The sequence below is a fragment of the Vibrio penaeicida genome (genome assembly GCF_002933855.1).
GTDB classification, from domain to species: Bacteria; Pseudomonadota; Gammaproteobacteria; order Enterobacterales; family Vibrionaceae; genus Vibrio; species Vibrio penaeicida_A.
This window is the reverse complement of record NZ_BFAQ01000028.1, coordinates 138,417-154,925: the sequence shown is the minus strand read 5'-3', so window position 1 is coordinate 154,925 and position 16,509 is coordinate 138,417. Positions and strand designations below refer to the sequence as shown.

Here is a 16,509-nt window from a genome sequence, read left to right as displayed (position 1 = left end):
TTGTTGTTCCTTATCTTCCTTTTTCTATCAATACTCTTCTAATTCGATTCTCCTAAGATTCTGTTTTCATTTTTCTTTTAGAAACGGTGATTCGTTGCGCGAATAAATTCTTGTTGAATCTCGCATCTTTAGGTCGGTTGGGTATACAATGTGGCAAAATTCTAACTCGACTATTTTCAGGAAGAGCTGCATGTACATGAGCACTGACGAGGTTCGCAACGCGTTCCTCAAGTTCTTTGAAAGCAAAGGACACCAAATCGTAGACAGTTCATCGTTAGTACCACATAACGATCCAACCCTGCTGTTCACTAACGCAGGAATGAACCAATTTAAAGATTGTTTCCTAGGCTTAGAAAAACGAGCCTACACCCGAGCGACTACGTCTCAACGCTGTGTACGTGCTGGCGGTAAGCACAACGATTTAGAAAACGTGGGCTTTACCGCTCGCCACCACACTTTCTTCGAGATGTTGGGTAATTTCAGTTTTGGCGATTACTTCAAAGAAGACGCGATTGCGTTTGCTTGGGAATTCCTGACAGTTGTACTAAAACTGCCTCAAGATCGCTTGTTGGTGACGATTTACGAAACCGACGATGAAGCGTTTGAAATCTGGAACAAGAAAGTGGGTGTTCCAGCTGATCGTATCGTTCGCATTGGCGATAAAGAAGGTGGTAAGCCATACGAGTCAGATAACTTCTGGCAAATGGGCGATACAGGTCCGTGTGGTCCTTGTACTGAGATCTTCTACGATCACGGTGATCACATTTGGGGTGGACGTCCAGGTACACCAGAAGAAGATGGTGACCGATTCATCGAAATCTGGAACAACGTTTTCATGCAATTTAACCGTCATGCCGATGGCACGATGGAGCCGCTACCAAAGCCTTCTGTAGATACCGGAATGGGTATTGAGCGAATTTCTGCGATTATGCAAGGCGTACACTCAAACTATGAAATTGATGTATTTCAAACATTAATCAAAGCCGCGGCGGAAGTGACCGGTTATGACGATCTATCTAATCAATCGCTTCGTGTTGTCGCTGACCATATCCGCTCTTGTGCATTCCTAATCGTTGATGGTGTGATGCCTTCTAACGAAGGACGTGGTTACGTACTTCGCCGAATCATTCGTCGTGCTGTTCGTCATGGCAACAAGCTAGGTGCGCAGGGAGCATTTTTCCACAAATTGGTTGGCGTACTTGCTGACGTGATGGGTACTGCAGGCGTTGAGTTGAAAAAACAACAAGCCATTGTTGAAAAAGTACTTCGAATCGAAGAAGAGAACTTTGGTCGTACTCTTGAACGCGGCATGACCATTCTGAACGACGCATTAGATAGCCTTGAAGGTAACGTTCTGGATGGTGAAACAGTATTTAAGCTTTATGACACATACGGTTTCCCAGCTGACTTAACCAATGATGTTGCTCGTGAGCGAGAACTTGCGATCGACGAAGAAGGTTTTGAGAAAGCGATGGAAGCACAGCGTCAGCGTGCTCGTGAAGCAGGTCAATTTGGCACCGACTACAACGCATCTATTAAGATTGATGCGACAACTGAATTCCAAGGTTATTCAGCAACCGAAGGTCAGAGCTCTGTTACAGGCATTTTTGTGGAAGGGGAAGAAGTTGAATCTCTGTCCGCTGGTGACAAAGCGATCATTGTTCTAGGTGAAACACCTTTCTATGCCGAGTCTGGTGGTCAGTGTGGTGATACCGGCGTGTTAAAAACAGACACTGGGTTGTTCATAGTGGAAGACACACAAAAGCTGGGGAATGCCATTGCTCATCACGGTGTTCTTTCTGAAGGTGTTTTAGCGAAAAGCGACAGCGTATCGACCAATGTGGATGCAGAGCGCCGCGCGGCTATCTCTTTAAACCACTCAGCAACCCACTTATTGCATGCTGCGCTTCGTCACGTTTTAGGTGAACATGTTGCTCAGAAAGGTTCATTAGTGAAAGCTGACAACTTGCGTTTTGACTTCTCTCACTTGGAAGCGATGACATCGGCAGAAATCAAAGAAGTTGAACGCCTGGTGAATACGCATGTGCGTCGCAATCACGCAATTAATACGGACATCATGGATATTGAGTCTGCTAAAGCGAAAGGTGCGATGGCGCTATTTGGCGAGAAGTATGACGACGAAGTTCGTGTGCTGTCGATGGGAGAATTCTCAACTGAGCTTTGTGGTGGTATTCATGCGTCCAGTACTGGTGATATCGGCCTATTTAAGATCGTTTCAGAAGGTGGTATCGCAGCAGGTATCCGTCGTATTGAAGCGGTAACAGGTGAAGGTGCGTTAGACGCGATTGAAGCGAGCCATGACAAGTTCGAAGCCAAATTGTCTGAAGCAGCGAGCAAAGCAAAAGCTTTAGAAAAAGAGATTCAGCAGTTGAAAGATAAACTGGCTTCTCAAGCTAGTGCGAGCCTAACAAGCCAAGTGAAAGAAATCGCTGGCGTAAAAGTATTGGTTTCTAAGTTAGACGGTGCTGACAATAAAGCATTGCGTGGCATGGTTGATGAGCTAAAAAATCAACTGGGCAGCGGTATCATTATGCTGGGTAACGTATCTGGAGACAAAGTTGGCTTGATTGCGGGCGTAACTAAAGACTTGACTGGTAAGGTAAAAGCAGGCGAGCTAGTTAACATGGTTGCTCAACAAGTCGGTGGCAAGGGTGGCGGTCGTCCAGACATGGCTCAAGCCGGTGGTACGGATGCCACTGCACTGCCAGAAGCTTTGTCGTCTGTTGATGCGTGGCTAGAAGAGCGTTTGTAACTTTTGTATTTTTGACTGCCACTGGCTGATAAAGTCAGTGGCATTTGTATTTAGTAGCTTTGAATATGATGGCTTCGTGTTCAATCGCTTTTGTGTAATAACAACGGGGATTAAGCCCTAGGATGGTGAAGAAAGGTGACACAGTCATTACGTGAATCTTTAGTAGTTCAGAAGTTCGGCGGAACTTCGGTTGGTTCGATTGAGCGCATTGAGGTAGTTGCCGAGCGCATCATAAAAACCAAGCAAGAAGGGAAGCAGCTTGTGGTCGTCGTTTCTGCAATGTCAGGCGAAACAAACCGATTGTTAGGGTTGGCTCAACAGATAGATTCTGTACCAACTGCCCGAGAGTTAGACGTATTGTTATCAGCAGGCGAGCAAGTTTCAATGGCACTTTTGGCCATGACCTTGAACAAAAAAGGTGTAAATGCAGTGTCGCTTACTGGCAGCCAAGCGGGTATTAAGACAAATGACGTCCACAACGACGCGTCTATTGAATCAATCGATACCAATACCATTCAGAGCTATTTAGATAATGACCACGTAGTGATCGTTGCAGGCTTTCAGGGGGTCTCTGAAAGTGGCAATATTACCACCCTTGGACGCGGAGGATCGGACACTACCGCAGTGGCACTTGCTGGTGCGTTAAACGCGGCAGAATGTCAAATCTTTACCGATGTTGATGGTATTTATACATGTGATCCTCGCATCGTAAAAAGTGCACATAAGCTAGTGGAAATTGACTTTCCTAGTATGGAAGAAATGGCGAGGAAAGGCGCGAAAGTATTACACTTACCTTCTGTTATTCATGCTTGGAAATACGGTGTCCCTTTACGTGTTCTTTCTTCATTTTCAGAGGATTCGGGAACCTTGGTGACCGGAGAGCAGTCTGATAGTCCGATATGCGGGCTTGCTATCCAGCGCGATTTGATTGTCGTTGAGGTTAAATCAAGCGCATTGCAGTCCATTCGAGATCAAAGCCAAATGTTAGGGATTGATGTCTGGGCGACAGCGGAAGATGTGAACGTATCGGATATTGTTATTCCACAGAGCTCCCTCGCGAAGTTATCACTTATTGCTTCTGAGAGTATTGAAAAGACCACTCAGGTATCAGCAATCAGCTGTATTGGCTGCCGAGTTCAAGAAGCGCATGCTGTGCTTACTGATGAGTTCGCACAGCATCAAATTCCATTGTTAGGTGAAGTGAAGAGCAACCGCTCATGTACATACTTCATTGAACCAGAGAGAATAGAAGAGATTTCAAATCATCTTCACAATTTTATTGTAGCTGGACATTTAGAGCTTGATGGACACCAAAAGCTAATGGTTTCATAGACAAATAACATTATGGAATTGTTAATTGTCTAAGATGGTGACATCATAGAGAAAAATAAATCAGAGATTACTCAAGGAGCACAAGAATGCTAATTTTGACTCGCCGCGTAGGTGAAACTCTTATGATCGGTGATGAAGTAACTGTCACCGTGCTTGGTGTTAAAGGTAACCAGGTTCGAATTGGTGTTAATGCGCCAAAAGAAGTATCGGTACACCGTGAAGAAATCTACATGCGTATACAAGCCGAGAAAGGCAACGGTGGTTCTACTTCAGGTAACTACTAACATTAAAAAGGTCAGCAAACGCTGGCCTTTTTAATAACGGTTTAAATGGTGTGTAACAGGAAAAGTTTAATTTCCCGCCGCTTTGATTAAATACCCAACGCTTAAGCTATTTTTTGCAAATTATGCCAAGAAAATGTTTGACATATTTTTGGTAAATCGTAATATGTGCCTCCGCAAGACGGTGAGGTGGCCGAGAGGCTGAAGGCGCTCCCCTGCTAAGGGAGTATACGGTTTATAGCCGTATCGAGGGTTCGAATCCCTCCCTCACCGCCATTCTTGCAGATGTTCTTATAAAGGTTGATATTTTCAACATCTAATAAGACAAAGCGCGCTCGTAGCTCAGCTGGATAGAGTACCTGGCTACGAACCAGGCGGTCGAAGGTTCGAATCCTTCCGAGCGCGCCATTATTCCTAAGTTTTGGAATGTAATGCGGTGAGGTGGCCGAGAGGCTGAAGGCGCTCCCCTGCTAAGGGAGTATACGGTTTGTAGCCGTATCGAGGGTTCGAATCCCTCCCTCACCGCCATTTATTGGCCAGAGGTCAATTTTTTTGTTTCTGAAGAAATGAAATGTGATATAGTTCACAACCTGCGCGCTCGTAGCTCAGCTGGATAGAGTACCTGGCTACGAACCAGGCGGTCGAAGGTTCGAATCCTTCCGAGCGCGCCATTATTTAAAACTGTAAGGCATCAGCCATGCAGTCTTCGCGTCCTTAGCTCAGCTGGATAGAGTACCTGGCTACGAACCAGGCGGTCGGAGGTTCGAATCCTCCAGGACGCGCCACTATTAAGGGTCATTAGATCCTGATGTTACATTTAGTAATGTCGAACATTGCGCGCTCGTAGCTCAGCTGGATAGAGTACCTGGCTACGAACCAGGCGGTCGAAGGTTCGAATCCTTCCGAGCGCGCCATTTTCAAAAACTGTAAGGCATCTGCCACACAGTCTTCGCGTCCTTAGCTCAGCTGGATAGAGTACCTGGCTACGAACCAGGCGGTCGGAGGTTCGAATCCTCCAGGACGCGCCACTATTAAGGGTCATTAGATCCTGATGTTACTTAAGTAATGTCGAACATTGCGCGCTCGTAGCTCAGCTGGATAGAGTACCTGGCTACGAACCAGGCGGTCGAAGGTTCGAATCCTTCCGAGCGCGCCATTTCAACAAAAAGCCTCGCATTCGCGAGGCTTTTTTTATACCCATTAACATCTCATTATCATTTTATTATCTTTATTTTTACATCTTGTTGTTTTTAAAGAATAAAAATTATTTTTTTAAGTTCCTCTCAGTATTCGATACAGAATTTCATTATGTTTGGTAAAAGCCACAGTAACTATGGTGAAATCAGCTTTATGTGGCGTATTTGTATGCAATAAGTAGTCAAAAAAGTCGCATGTTTGTGCAGAATATTAAATAGCTTATTAAACAAAATTGACAAAATTTTACCAATCGAGATAATCCTAGACCACTTATGCCCACTATATTGAGGGAGTGTGCGCGTAAGTTATTGTCAGGATGACATAGAAAGGAAGCAACATGACTAATATTGGAAGCCTGCTAGGAGATGCAGCGGTCCTTATGCTTACTGGCATGGCCGTTGTTTTCGTATTCCTAACCATTCTCGTTTATCTTGTTCGGTTACTGTCTAAGTTGGTGCCAGAAGAAGCACCCCAACCGAGCATTGCACCAGTACAAGCAAAAAAAATTCAATCCAGTACTTCTGGAGTTCAGCCACAGGTGGTTGCGGCAATTTCAGCTGCTATACATCAACACCGTGCGTCTGCTGTGAAGTAATGTCGGATAAAAATTAAAAGGAGTTAATCAGCATGTCTAAACCACTTGCTCTTACCGACGTGGTGTTGCGCGACGCACACCAGTCACTGTTTGCCACGCGTATGCGTATTGAAGATATGTTACCCATCGCGGCGGAGTTAGATAAAGTCGGGTACTGGTCATTAGAAACCTGGGGTGGCGCAACATTTGATGCATGTATTCGTTTCTTAGGAGAAGATCCGTGGGAGCGTTTACGTGAGCTTAAAAAAGCCATGCCAAACACGCCAATGCAAATGTTATTGCGTGGTCAAAACCTTCTTGGTTATCGTCATTACGCAGATGATGTAGTAGAGAAATTTGTGGAACGTGCCCATGCGAATGGCATGGATGTGTTCCGAATCTTTGATGCGATGAATGATGTGCGCAATTTCCAAAAAGCAGTGAAAGCTGCTGTTGACGTTGGTGCACATGCTCAAGGTACATTGTCTTATACAACCAGCCCTGTTCACAATACCGATACATGGGTCGACTTGGCTAAACGCCTAGAGGATCTTGGTTGCCACTCTCTTTGTATTAAAGACATGTCAGGTCTTCTTAAGCCTTATGAAGCAGAAGAACTGATTACCCGAATTAAATCTTCATGTGATGTGCCTTTAGCATTGCACTGCCACGCAACCACAGGGCTTTCGACGGCAACGGCAGTGAAAGCCGTAGAAGCAGGCATCGATATTCTTGATACTGCTATTTCATCCATGAGTTGTACTTACGGTCATACACCAACTGAAACAGTGGTTGCTATGTTGCAAGGCACTGAGCGAGACACCAACCTAAAGCTTGACCAAATAGAACCTATTGCTGCTTATTTCCGAGAAGTTCGCAAGAAGTACGCCAAGTGGGAAGGACAGCTAAAAGGTGTGGATTCTCGTATTCTTATTGCGCAAGTACCAGGCGGCATGCTGACTAATATGGAAGGTCAGTTAAAAGAGCAAGGTGCAGCGGATCGTTTGGATGAAGTTTTAGAAGAGATCCCTAGAGTACGCGAAGACCTTGGTTATATTCCACTTGTTACCCCTACATCTCAGATAGTAGGTACACAAGCCGTGATCAATGTCTTAACAGGTGAGCGCTACAAGAGCATCACTAAAGAAACAGCGGGTTTATTGAAAGGTGAGTACGGTGCTGCACCAGCAGAGCTAAATGCTGATCTTCAAGCCAAAGTCCTTGAAGGTGCTGAACCGATTACTTGTCGCCCTGCGGATCTTTTGAATGCAGAATTGCATACGCTGACAGATGATCTTATCGCGAAAGCGAAAGAGGATGGAATATCATTAGCAGAAGACACAGTCGATGATGTTCTAACGTATGCACTGTTTCCGCAAGTGGGGCTTAAGTTCCTTAAAAACCGAAATAACCCAGACGCATTTGAACCTGCTCCAGGTAAAGAGCCTGTTGTAACGGAAGCGACACCAGCACCTGTTGCTACAGCTTCAGCGCAAGGTGGAGTAGAAGCCTATAGCGTGAAAGTAGACGGACAGGTTTACAATGTGGAAGTGGGTCCTCAGGGACAACTTACATCTGTGACACCAACCTCTTCACCTCAGCCAGTTGCTGCTCCAGCGGCACAGGCAGCGAGTGATGCTGAAGCTGTTCCTGCTCCATTAGCTGGTAACATCTTTAAGGTGAACGTTCTACCTGGCTCAGAAGTAGCAGAAGGTGATGTTTTACTTATTCTTGAAGCGATGAAGATGGAAACAGAAGTTCGTGCTGCACGTGGCGGTGTTGTTCAAGATATTCACGTGAAAGAAGGTGATGCCGTGACGGTAGGTGCACCACTATTAAGCCTAGCGTAAGGGAGCATCATGGAAGGATTGTTGACCCTTTGGGCTGAAACAGGGATCGCCAACTTCGAGTTCGGTCAAATTTGTATGATCCTTGTGGGTTGTGGGCTTTTGTACCTTGCAATAGCAAAAGGTTTTGAGCCTCTTCTATTACTACCTATTGGTTTTGGTGCCGTTTTAGCGAATATCCCTAATGCTGGGTTTACCGATGAAGGTGGCTTGCTCTATTTAGTCTATTACATCGGTATTGAATCTGGTGTGTTCCCACTCCTTATCTTTATGGGAGTCGGGGCAATGACAGACTTTGGTGCGCTTATTGCCAACCCTAAAACCCTTTGGTTAGGGGCTGCGGCACAGTTCGGTATATTTGCTACTTTATTTGGTGCAATTCTACTCAACTATGTTCCTGGCATGGAATTCAACATGGCTGACGCATCATCCATTGCTATTATTGGTGGTGCAGATGGGCCAACGGCTATTTTCTTAGCCAGCCAATTGTCACCAGATTTGTTAGGCGCGATTGCGGTTGCCGCATACAGCTACATGGCGTTGGTTCCAATTATTCAACCGCCTATTATGAAGGCACTGACCAACCCTGAAGAACGTAAAATTCAGATGGCTCAGCTTCGCCACGTAAGTAAAGGTGAGAAAGTACTGTTCCCATTAGCTGTATTGCTAATGACGATTCTTTTCTTACCTTCGGCTACGCCTTTAGTTGGGATGTTTTGTCTTGGTAACTTGATGCGTGAAGCTGGCGTGGTGGATCGCCTTTCAAGCACAGCGCAGAACGAGCTTATCAACATAGTGACGATTTTCTTAGGTCTTGGTGTGGGCTCTAAACTTCAAGCTGAACAGTTCTTGAACTTTGAAACTTTAGGTATTTTGGCTCTTGGTGCTGTCGCATTCAGTATTGGTACTGGTGCAGGTGTTCTGATGGCTAAGCTACTGAATAAGTTTTCTAAAGAAGACATCAACCCGCTGATTGGAGCGGCTGGTGTATCCGCTGTTCCTATGGCTGCTAGGGTAGTAAACAAAGTGGGTTTAGAAGCGAATCCGCAAAACTTCCTTCTTATGCATGCGATGGGACCTAACGTGGCGGGAGTATTGGGAAGTGCGGTTGCTGCAGGTATTTTGTTGGCATTAGTGGGATAACGTTCAACGAAATTGAGATCTGATGGTTAACCAAACATTGTAAAATGGTTTATAGTCAAAGGGATGCTTCTGCATCCCTTTCATTTTTTTGAGTATCAAGGGAACTTGTGTATGACGGACAACAAAAAAGTGGTGATTACCCAGTTTGGTGAGCCTGACGTGTTAGCCATTCAAAGTGAAGCAATACCGGAGCCTAAAGCGGGTGAAGTATTGGTTAAAGTGCATTTTGCTGGGGTAAACCCGATTGACGTTAAAACAAGAAAAGGACTAGGTTGGGCGGCTGAAGCCAACAAAGACAACCTCCCTTGGACTCCGGGGTACGATATCTCGGGCGTTGTGGAAAAATGTGGTGAAGGCGCAGAAGAATTTAAGGCTGGCAGTTTTGTCGCTGGTCTTATCGGCTTTCCTACTCAGGCGGGCGGTTATAGCCAATATGTTTGCGTGAAGGAAGAGAATCTTAGTCTCGTCCCAGATAGCGTGACGCTTGAAGCGGCAGCGGTCTTACCCGTTGCAGGTCAAACGGCAGCCCAAGCGCTAAATAAGGCAAAAGTCACTGGGAATGATCGCGTTTTGATATTGGCAGGTGCTGGTGGTGTTGGACATTTAGCGATTCAATTTGCCGTAGCCGCTCAAGCAGAAGTCTTTACAACATGCAGCGAAGATAACCTAGATTACTTAGCAACACTTGGGGCGCATGCGATCAACTATCAGTTTGCTCCTGTATCTGAGCGTGTTGAAGATGTCGATGTGTTGATTGATTTAGTGGGTGGTGATGCTGCGTTAGATGCTTTGAAATGCTTGAAAGACAACGCGCGAGTCATCACAGTTCCGACTATCACGGCTGAGCTTATTTGTGATAAAGCCAAAATGTTGGGTTTTGAAGCAAGTGGCATGTTGGTAGAGCCCGATACTGAGCAGCTAGATACAATGCTGTATATGGTAAGTGTCGGCATTGTAAAAACGGAAGTTCAAAAAATATTCTCTTATACCGATGTTGCTAAGGCGCATGAACATGTTGAAGGTGGCCACACCCGAGGCAAAGTGCTGCTCGATATGAAATGTTAGATGGCTTTATTGAATGGTTTAGCCAATCTGCTTTATGGGTCCTCTTTTCTACTGGTTTTTTAAGTGCGACATTGTTGCCTGGCGGATCCGAAGCCAGCTTGTTGGTTGCCTTAAAACTTAATCAATACCCCGTATATGAACTTGTATTGGTCGCCACCCTTGGTAACACATTAGGCGGTTTGACCAACTATTGGATTGGACTTTTTCTTCCAAATCGAACCCATTCGGAAAAATATGGTCATAAAGCTTTACAGTGGATAAAGCAATATGGCTATATCACTCTTCTATTCAGTTGGCTGCCTATTGTGGGTGATCCGCTTTGTTTAGCGGCAGGCTGGCTCAGAATGAAATTTATACCTTGTCTAATTCTCATCGCCATAGGCAAAGCGATACGTTATAGCGTGATCGCGGCAGCATTCGTCGGTTTTTAAAGGAGTCTTCATGAGAAAAGTTTGGTTTGGTGCAGCAGCGTCACTTTTTGTCGCGGGTTGTTCTTCTCTTGCACCCGTCTCTTTTTTCTCTTCAGTACCCGAAGGGATTACCCTTGTTGAAGAGGTTAAGCCACAATCTGGCAAGGTTGTGATTCCATACAAAAAATACCAACTAGATAATGGACTAACGGTCATTCTTGCCCCAGACGACTCAGACCCTCTTGTGCATGTCGATGTGACTTATCATGTGGGTAGTGCACGTGAAGAAATAGGAAAATCTGGCTTTGCACATTTCTTTGAGCACATGATGTTTCAAGGAAGCGAAAATGTTGGTGATCAAGAGCATTTTAGAATCATCACAGAAGCGGGCGGAACATTAAACGGAACCACGAACAGAGATCGCACCAATTATTTTGAAACGGTTCCTGCAAATCAATTGGAAAAAATGCTTTGGTTAGAGTCAGACCGCATGGGCTTTTTGCTTGATGCCGTTTCTCAACGAAAATTTGAAATCCAAAGAGATACCGTTAAAAACGAACGTGCACAAAACTACGAAAACCGACCGTATGGGTTGATGTGGGAACGCATTGGCGAAGCCATGTACCCTGAAGGTCATCCATATTCTTGGCAGCCGATTGGCTATGTCGAAGATCTCGATCGAGTCGATGTGAATGACTTGAAAGCCTTTTTCCTCCAGTGGTATGGGCCTAACAACGCGACCCTGACCATCGGTGGTGACTTTGATACTGAAGAAACATTAAATTGGATAAACCAATATTTCGGCTCCATTCCTGTTGGACCTGAAGTGAAAAAAGCGGAAAAGCAGCCAGCAACATTAACAGAAGATCGCTACATCACGTTGGAAGATAGAATCCAACAACCTATGGTTATGGTTTCGTGGCCAACAACGTTCCAAGGGCACGATTCAAATGCCTCGTTAGAAATGCTCTCGACCGCACTGGGTGATGGCAAAAACAGCATGCTTTATCAGCAGTTTGTTCAATCTGGAAAAGCGGTGGATGTCGGTGCTTTCCAAGATTGTGCAGAACTCGCCTGTACTTTCAGCGTTTATGTTATGGCAAAGGCGGGGGAATCAGGGAACCTTAAGCCCATTTATAATGAGCTAATGGATAGCCTGAAAACGTGGTCGGAAAAAGGTGTGTCTGAATATCAGCTTGAGACGATGATTGGCCGCGCTGAAGCAAACGCTATCTTTGGGCTTGAAAGTGTTCGAGGTAAAGTGACTCAACTGGCGTCGAACGAGACCTTTTTTGGTCAACCGGATCGTATTGAAGAGCAGTTGGAGCAGCTTAGAGCGGTTACTCCAGACAGTGTTCAATCTGCTTATCAGCATTACCTAGTAAACAATCACAAAGTGGTCTTGAGTGTTGTACCGAAAAACAAAACCGACTGGGCAGTTAAGCCAGCGACTTTTGTTACGCCGAAGCGCACCTTACCTGAATATCAAAAAGTAAAAGAGTCTGATCTTGCTTATCGCAAAGCGGTTGATACATTTGATCGTTCGGTCGTGCCAAAAGTTTCAGGTGCCGTCAAAGGAACGATGCCCGATTTATACCGAATCTATTTAGACAGTGGTGTTGAAATTCTTGGAACAGTCAGTGATGAAACACCAACCGTTCAGCTTGATATTAAACTGCCTGCCGGAAATCGTTATGTTGCAGAAGGGCAAGAAGGGTTGGCTGGCTTAACAGCAACCATGATGACAGAAGGTACGCTGAAACGCTCTGCCGAAGAAATTCAAACAGAGCTAGACCGTTTAGGAAGTTATGTTTCATTTGATGCAGGCTCTTATTCAACGGTTATTAGCGTGTCTGGGCTAGAGAAGAACCTTGCTGAAACCTTGGCATTGGTAGAAGAAATGATCCGTGAACCGGCGTTTCGTGAAAGTGATTTTGAGCGAGTTAAGCAGCAAGCGATCCAAGGCATTGTCTATGAACATCAAAAGCCAAGCTGGTTAGCTTCGCAGGCGACTCGTCAGGTGCTATTCAACGGTAGCCGTTTCGGTCGATCGAGTGATGGGACGACAACGTCAATCAATGGTTTGACGCTAGAAGATGTCAAAACATTCTACAATGAGCATTATACGCCGCAAGGCGCGCAAGTTGTCGTTGTTGGCGATATTAAGAAGCGCGACGCGAAGAAATCACTGTCATTCTTGAACGACTGGAAGGGCAATTCAGCACCACTGTATACACCTCAGGTGATTCAACCACTTGAAGGACAAAAAATCTTCCTAGTAGATAAGCCCGGAGCACCACAAAGTGCAATTCGATTGGTCAAGCAAGGGCTGCCTTTCGATACGACAGGTGAAATGCACCTAGGACAGTTAGCAAACTACAATTTATCTGGGAACTTCAATAGTCGAATTAACCAAAACCTCCGTGAAGAAAAAGGTTACACGTATGGTGCATACGGGTATGTGTATGGGATGAAAGAAACGGGATTGATCGTATTCTCTGCCGAAGTACGAGCTGATGTAACAGTAGAGTCATTGGATGAAATCATCAATGAGCTCAATGAAGTATCAACGAGTGGGTTAACGGAAGAAGAACTGCAGTTTATGCGATTAGCGCGTGGTCAGGCAGACGCACTGAAGTATGAAACCCCATCGAAGAAATCTCAGTTGCTTTCAAGAATCCTTACTTATTCTTTAGAAGAGGGTTATCTAGAACAGCGAGATAACCTATTGCAATCCGTTGAGCTTGCCACACTGAACAAAGTGGCTGCAAAATGGTTTAACCCATCGGATTTCCAAATCATAGTCGTGGGTGACGCTGAAAAACTGGCACCAAAGTTGAAAAAGTTTGGACTGCCTATCGAAAAACTTGAAATCGAGCAATAGAGCACACATAACTGTTGTTTAGGGTTAACTGATCCTTGGGTCAACAGACCCTAGAGATGCATGCAAAACGTGAGTTTGGTATGCATCTCCAACATGAATACCAATAGAGGGGAGGCGCAATTTCTCATTTATTAGTATTTGCTTCAATTTCATAGTAATCAAAGACCAGAATGATTATTCTAGCCTGATACTAAACAGATAAGTGAACTGAGTTTTGACTGTATTCTCCAAGCGATTTCAGAAAGTCGCAAAAGACCCTTCTATTTTTGAGCAGTATGGACGTGGCGTGGAAAGAGAGTCGTTACGTTACACTTCAGATGGTCATCTAGCACTGACTCCTCACCCTAAAACGTTAGGGTCGGCACTCACTAATCGCTGGGTAACAACCGACTTTTCTGAATCATTGTTGGAATTTATTACTCCTGTTTCTCATTCGGTAAATGACGTAATAAGCCAGTTATCGGATGTGCATCACTTTACGCAGAAGAAATTGGATGGTGAAAAGTTTTGGCCGCTGTCAATGCCGTGCTTCATAAAGAATGAAGACGATATCGCGCTGGCTCAGTACGGTGAATCAAACACTGGTAAAATGAAAACCTTGTACCGTGAAGGTTTAAAGCGTCGATACGGCAGTTTGATGCAGGTAATTTCTGGTGTTCACTTTAATTTTTCATTTCCTGAAAGCTTTTGGGATGCGTTATACGATGAGCAAGACCAAAAAAGCCGTGAAGATTCGAAGTCGGATGCGTATTTTGGCTTAATTCGAAACTACTATCGATTTGGTTGGATGATCCCATTCTTTTACGGAGCATCTCCTGCATTGTGCCCATCCTTTATTCAAGGTCGAGATTCAAAACTACCCTTTGAAAATATCGGTGAAACGCTCTATTTACCTGAAGCTACATCGCTTCGCTTAAGCGACCTCGGCTACACCAATAGCGCTCAAAGTGAGTTAAAGATTGGATTCAACAGCTTGAATCAGTATCTTGAGGGTTTGAATGCGGCTATCCATACACCATCGACAGAATTTGCTGAATTGGGTGTAAAAGTGGATGGAGAATACCGCCAGCTAAACTCGAATGTCCTGCAAATCGAAAACGAGCTGTATGCACCAATCCGTCCAAAGCGTGTTACTCATTCCGGTGAAAAACCTTCTGAAGCGCTTCATCGTGGTGGGGTTGAATACATTGAAGTACGTTCGCTTGATGTGAACCCATTTAGCCCTGTAGGGGTTAATGAACAGCAGATTCGATTCCTCGACTTATTCCTTACTTGGTGTGTACTGTCTGAATCCGAAGAAATGGATAACTGTGAGCTCGAATGTTGGCGAGATAACTGGAGCAAAGTGATCCTAGAAGGTCGTAAAGTGGGCTTAGAGCTCCAAATTGGTTGTAAAGGTGAACGACTTACGCTTCAGGATTGGGGACATCGAGTATTCAAAGAGCTTCGCTTAATTGCTGAAATTATGGATGAGCAACATGGCTCGACAGATTACCAAAAAGTATGCGATGAACTGGAAACTTGGATAGATCAGCCTGAATTAACGATTTCTGGTCAGCTTCTCGCTCAAACTAAAGAGCATGGCGGTATTGTTGGCATTGGTATGCATTTAGGGAAAGCGTATAAAGAAGTGCATCTGAATCACGAATATCAGATCTACAACGAAGAGATGATGGAGCAAGAAGTTCTGGATTCTAAAGAAGCACAATCTCGCATAGAAGCTAACGAAACACAGCCGTTTGATGAGTTTCTAGATGACTATTTTGCCTATTTGAAGCAATAGAACGAATGAAGATGAAACCGCTGTTATTGGTTATATTGACCAGCTCTGTACTCATGGGATGCGCTACCGCACCTCCTAAGAAACAGCACAACTTGTGCGATATCTTTAAAGAGAAACCAAGCTGGTATGATGACGCTAAAGATATGGAAGACGAATGGGGAACCCCTGTTCATGTTGCCATGGCTTTTATTAAGCAAGAAAGCAGTTTTATCCACGATGCCAGACCACCAAAAGATTATTTATTAGGGTTTATTCCTTGGGGTAGAGTGAGTAGTGCGTACGGTTACGCGCAAGCTCAAGATCCTGCATGGAGTGACTTTCAAAAAGCGACCAATCATGGTGGGTCAAGAACGAATTTCGATGATTCCATTATGTTCGTAGGTTGGTATACTCACGAAACCCAGCGACAATTGGGCGTTTCAAAATGGGATGCCTATAATCAATATTTAGCTTATCACGAAGGTCGCGGCGGTTATAAGCGCAAGACCTATGCCAGCAAACCATCGCTTAAAAAAGTTGCCCGAAAAGTCGAGCAGCAAGCAAAAAATTATGGCTGGCAACTTAAACAATGTAAAGACGAGTTGGAAAGCAGCAGGAGCTGGTTTTTTTAACCGATATAACAAGGAATTTATCCGATGCCATTACTAGATAGTTTCACCGTTGATCACACTAAGATGAACGCTCCTGCGGTTCGCGTGGCGAAAACCATGCAGACACCAAAAGGGGATACGATCACTGTGTTTGATTTGCGATTCACCGCGCCTAACAAAGACATTCTTTCAGAGCGAGGCATACATACGTTAGAGCACCTTTATGCTGGTTTCATGCGTGCGCATTTGAATGGTTCTAATGTGGAAATTATCGATATTTCTCCAATGGGCTGTCGTACCGGTTTCTACATGAGTCTCATTGGTACGCCAACAGAATCTCAAGTAGCAGAAGCTTGGCTAGCAGCAATGAAAGATGTGCTGAAGGTAGAGAGCCAAAATCAAATTCCAGAATTGAATGAGTATCAGTGTGGGACTGCAGACATGCACTCCCTTGATGAAGCAAAAGCGATTGCGACTGCGATTATCGATGCTGGTATTGCTGTAAATAAAAACGATGAACTGGCGTTGCCAGAGTCAATGTTAAAAGAACTCAGCATCAAGTAAGGGCTTAGTTCTCTATTCATTGAAAATAAATAACTTCAAGATATACGTGTAAGCCCGCTGATGTTG

General features: G+C 44.7%; 12 protein-coding genes and 8 tRNA genes. All 20 read left to right on the top strand.

Annotated features, from left to right (window positions below):
* Positions 1-190 precede the first annotated feature (190 nt).
* On the top strand, positions 191-2,773 hold the full coding sequence (gene alaS, locus VPNCDNU1_RS16620; protein ID WP_104401345.1) for an alanine--tRNA ligase: 2,583 nt from the start codon (positions 191-193) through the stop codon (positions 2,771-2,773).
* 135 nt (positions 2,774-2,908) lie between these two features.
* Complete coding sequence (locus tag VPNCDNU1_RS16615) at positions 2,909-4,105, top strand: aspartate kinase (RefSeq protein ID WP_104401344.1); 1,197 nt, start codon at positions 2,909-2,911, stop codon at positions 4,103-4,105.
* An 86-nt stretch (positions 4,106-4,191) separates the two neighbouring features.
* Positions 4,192-4,389, top strand: coding sequence for a carbon storage regulator CsrA (gene csrA / locus VPNCDNU1_RS16610; protein WP_104401343.1), 198 nt, complete (start codon positions 4,192-4,194; stop codon positions 4,387-4,389).
* Between the two features lie 180 nt (positions 4,390-4,569).
* A tRNA-Ser gene (locus tag VPNCDNU1_RS16605) sits at positions 4,570-4,662 on the top strand.
* A 55-nt stretch (positions 4,663-4,717) separates the two neighbouring features.
* A tRNA-Arg gene (locus tag VPNCDNU1_RS16600) sits at positions 4,718-4,794 on the top strand.
* A gap of 27 nt (positions 4,795-4,821) precedes the next feature.
* Positions 4,822-4,914: transfer RNA gene (locus VPNCDNU1_RS16595), tRNA-Ser, on the top strand.
* Positions 4,915-4,980: 66 nt separating this feature from the next.
* Positions 4,981-5,057 (top strand) — tRNA-Arg (locus VPNCDNU1_RS16590).
* A gap of 37 nt (positions 5,058-5,094) precedes the next feature.
* A tRNA-Arg gene (locus VPNCDNU1_RS16585) sits at positions 5,095-5,171 on the top strand.
* 52 nt (positions 5,172-5,223) lie between these two features.
* Positions 5,224-5,300, top strand: a tRNA-Arg gene (locus VPNCDNU1_RS16580).
* 37 nt (positions 5,301-5,337) lie between these two features.
* Positions 5,338-5,414 (top strand) — tRNA-Arg (locus VPNCDNU1_RS16575).
* A 51-nt stretch (positions 5,415-5,465) separates the two neighbouring features.
* Positions 5,466-5,542 (top strand) — tRNA-Arg (locus VPNCDNU1_RS16570).
* Positions 5,543-5,920: 378 nt separating this feature from the next.
* Positions 5,921-6,178: an oxaloacetate decarboxylase subunit gamma gene (locus VPNCDNU1_RS16565; protein ID WP_104401342.1), complete on the top strand. Its 258-nt coding sequence runs from the start codon at positions 5,921-5,923 to the stop codon at positions 6,176-6,178.
* Positions 6,179-6,210: 32 nt separating this feature from the next.
* Entirely contained in the window at positions 6,211-8,007 is a 1,797-nt protein-coding gene (gene oadA, locus VPNCDNU1_RS16560; RefSeq protein WP_104401341.1) for a sodium-extruding oxaloacetate decarboxylase subunit alpha, read from the top strand.
* A gap of 9 nt (positions 8,008-8,016) precedes the next feature.
* Positions 8,017-9,147: a sodium ion-translocating decarboxylase subunit beta gene (locus VPNCDNU1_RS16555; protein ID WP_101112492.1), complete on the top strand. Its 1,131-nt coding sequence runs from the start codon at positions 8,017-8,019 to the stop codon at positions 9,145-9,147.
* Between the two features lie 111 nt (positions 9,148-9,258).
* Positions 9,259-10,212, top strand: coding sequence for an NADP-dependent oxidoreductase (locus tag VPNCDNU1_RS16550; RefSeq protein WP_104401340.1), 954 nt, complete (start codon positions 9,259-9,261; stop codon positions 10,210-10,212).
* Positions 10,206-10,643, top strand: a complete 438-nt coding sequence (locus VPNCDNU1_RS16545; RefSeq protein ID WP_104401339.1) for a YqaA family protein — start codon at positions 10,206-10,208, stop codon at positions 10,641-10,643. Before VPNCDNU1_RS16550 ends, VPNCDNU1_RS16545 begins: the two co-directional genes overlap by 7 nt.
* A gap of 10 nt (positions 10,644-10,653) precedes the next feature.
* Complete coding sequence (locus VPNCDNU1_RS16540; protein WP_104401338.1) at positions 10,654-13,506, top strand: M16 family metallopeptidase; 2,853 nt, start codon at positions 10,654-10,656, stop codon at positions 13,504-13,506.
* 214 nt (positions 13,507-13,720) lie between these two features.
* Entirely contained in the window at positions 13,721-15,289 is a 1,569-nt protein-coding gene (gene gshA, locus VPNCDNU1_RS16535) for a glutamate--cysteine ligase (RefSeq protein WP_104401337.1), read from the top strand.
* A gap of 5 nt (positions 15,290-15,294) precedes the next feature.
* Entirely contained in the window at positions 15,295-15,900 is a 606-nt protein-coding gene (locus VPNCDNU1_RS16530) for a transglycosylase SLT domain-containing protein (protein ID WP_272897577.1), read from the top strand.
* A gap of 24 nt (positions 15,901-15,924) precedes the next feature.
* Positions 15,925-16,443 carry an S-ribosylhomocysteine lyase gene (luxS, locus tag VPNCDNU1_RS16525; protein WP_101112486.1) on the top strand — a complete coding sequence of 173 codons (519 nt, stop codon included), beginning with the start codon at positions 15,925-15,927 and terminating at the stop codon, positions 16,441-16,443.
* The last annotated feature ends 66 nt before the right edge of the window (positions 16,444-16,509 follow it).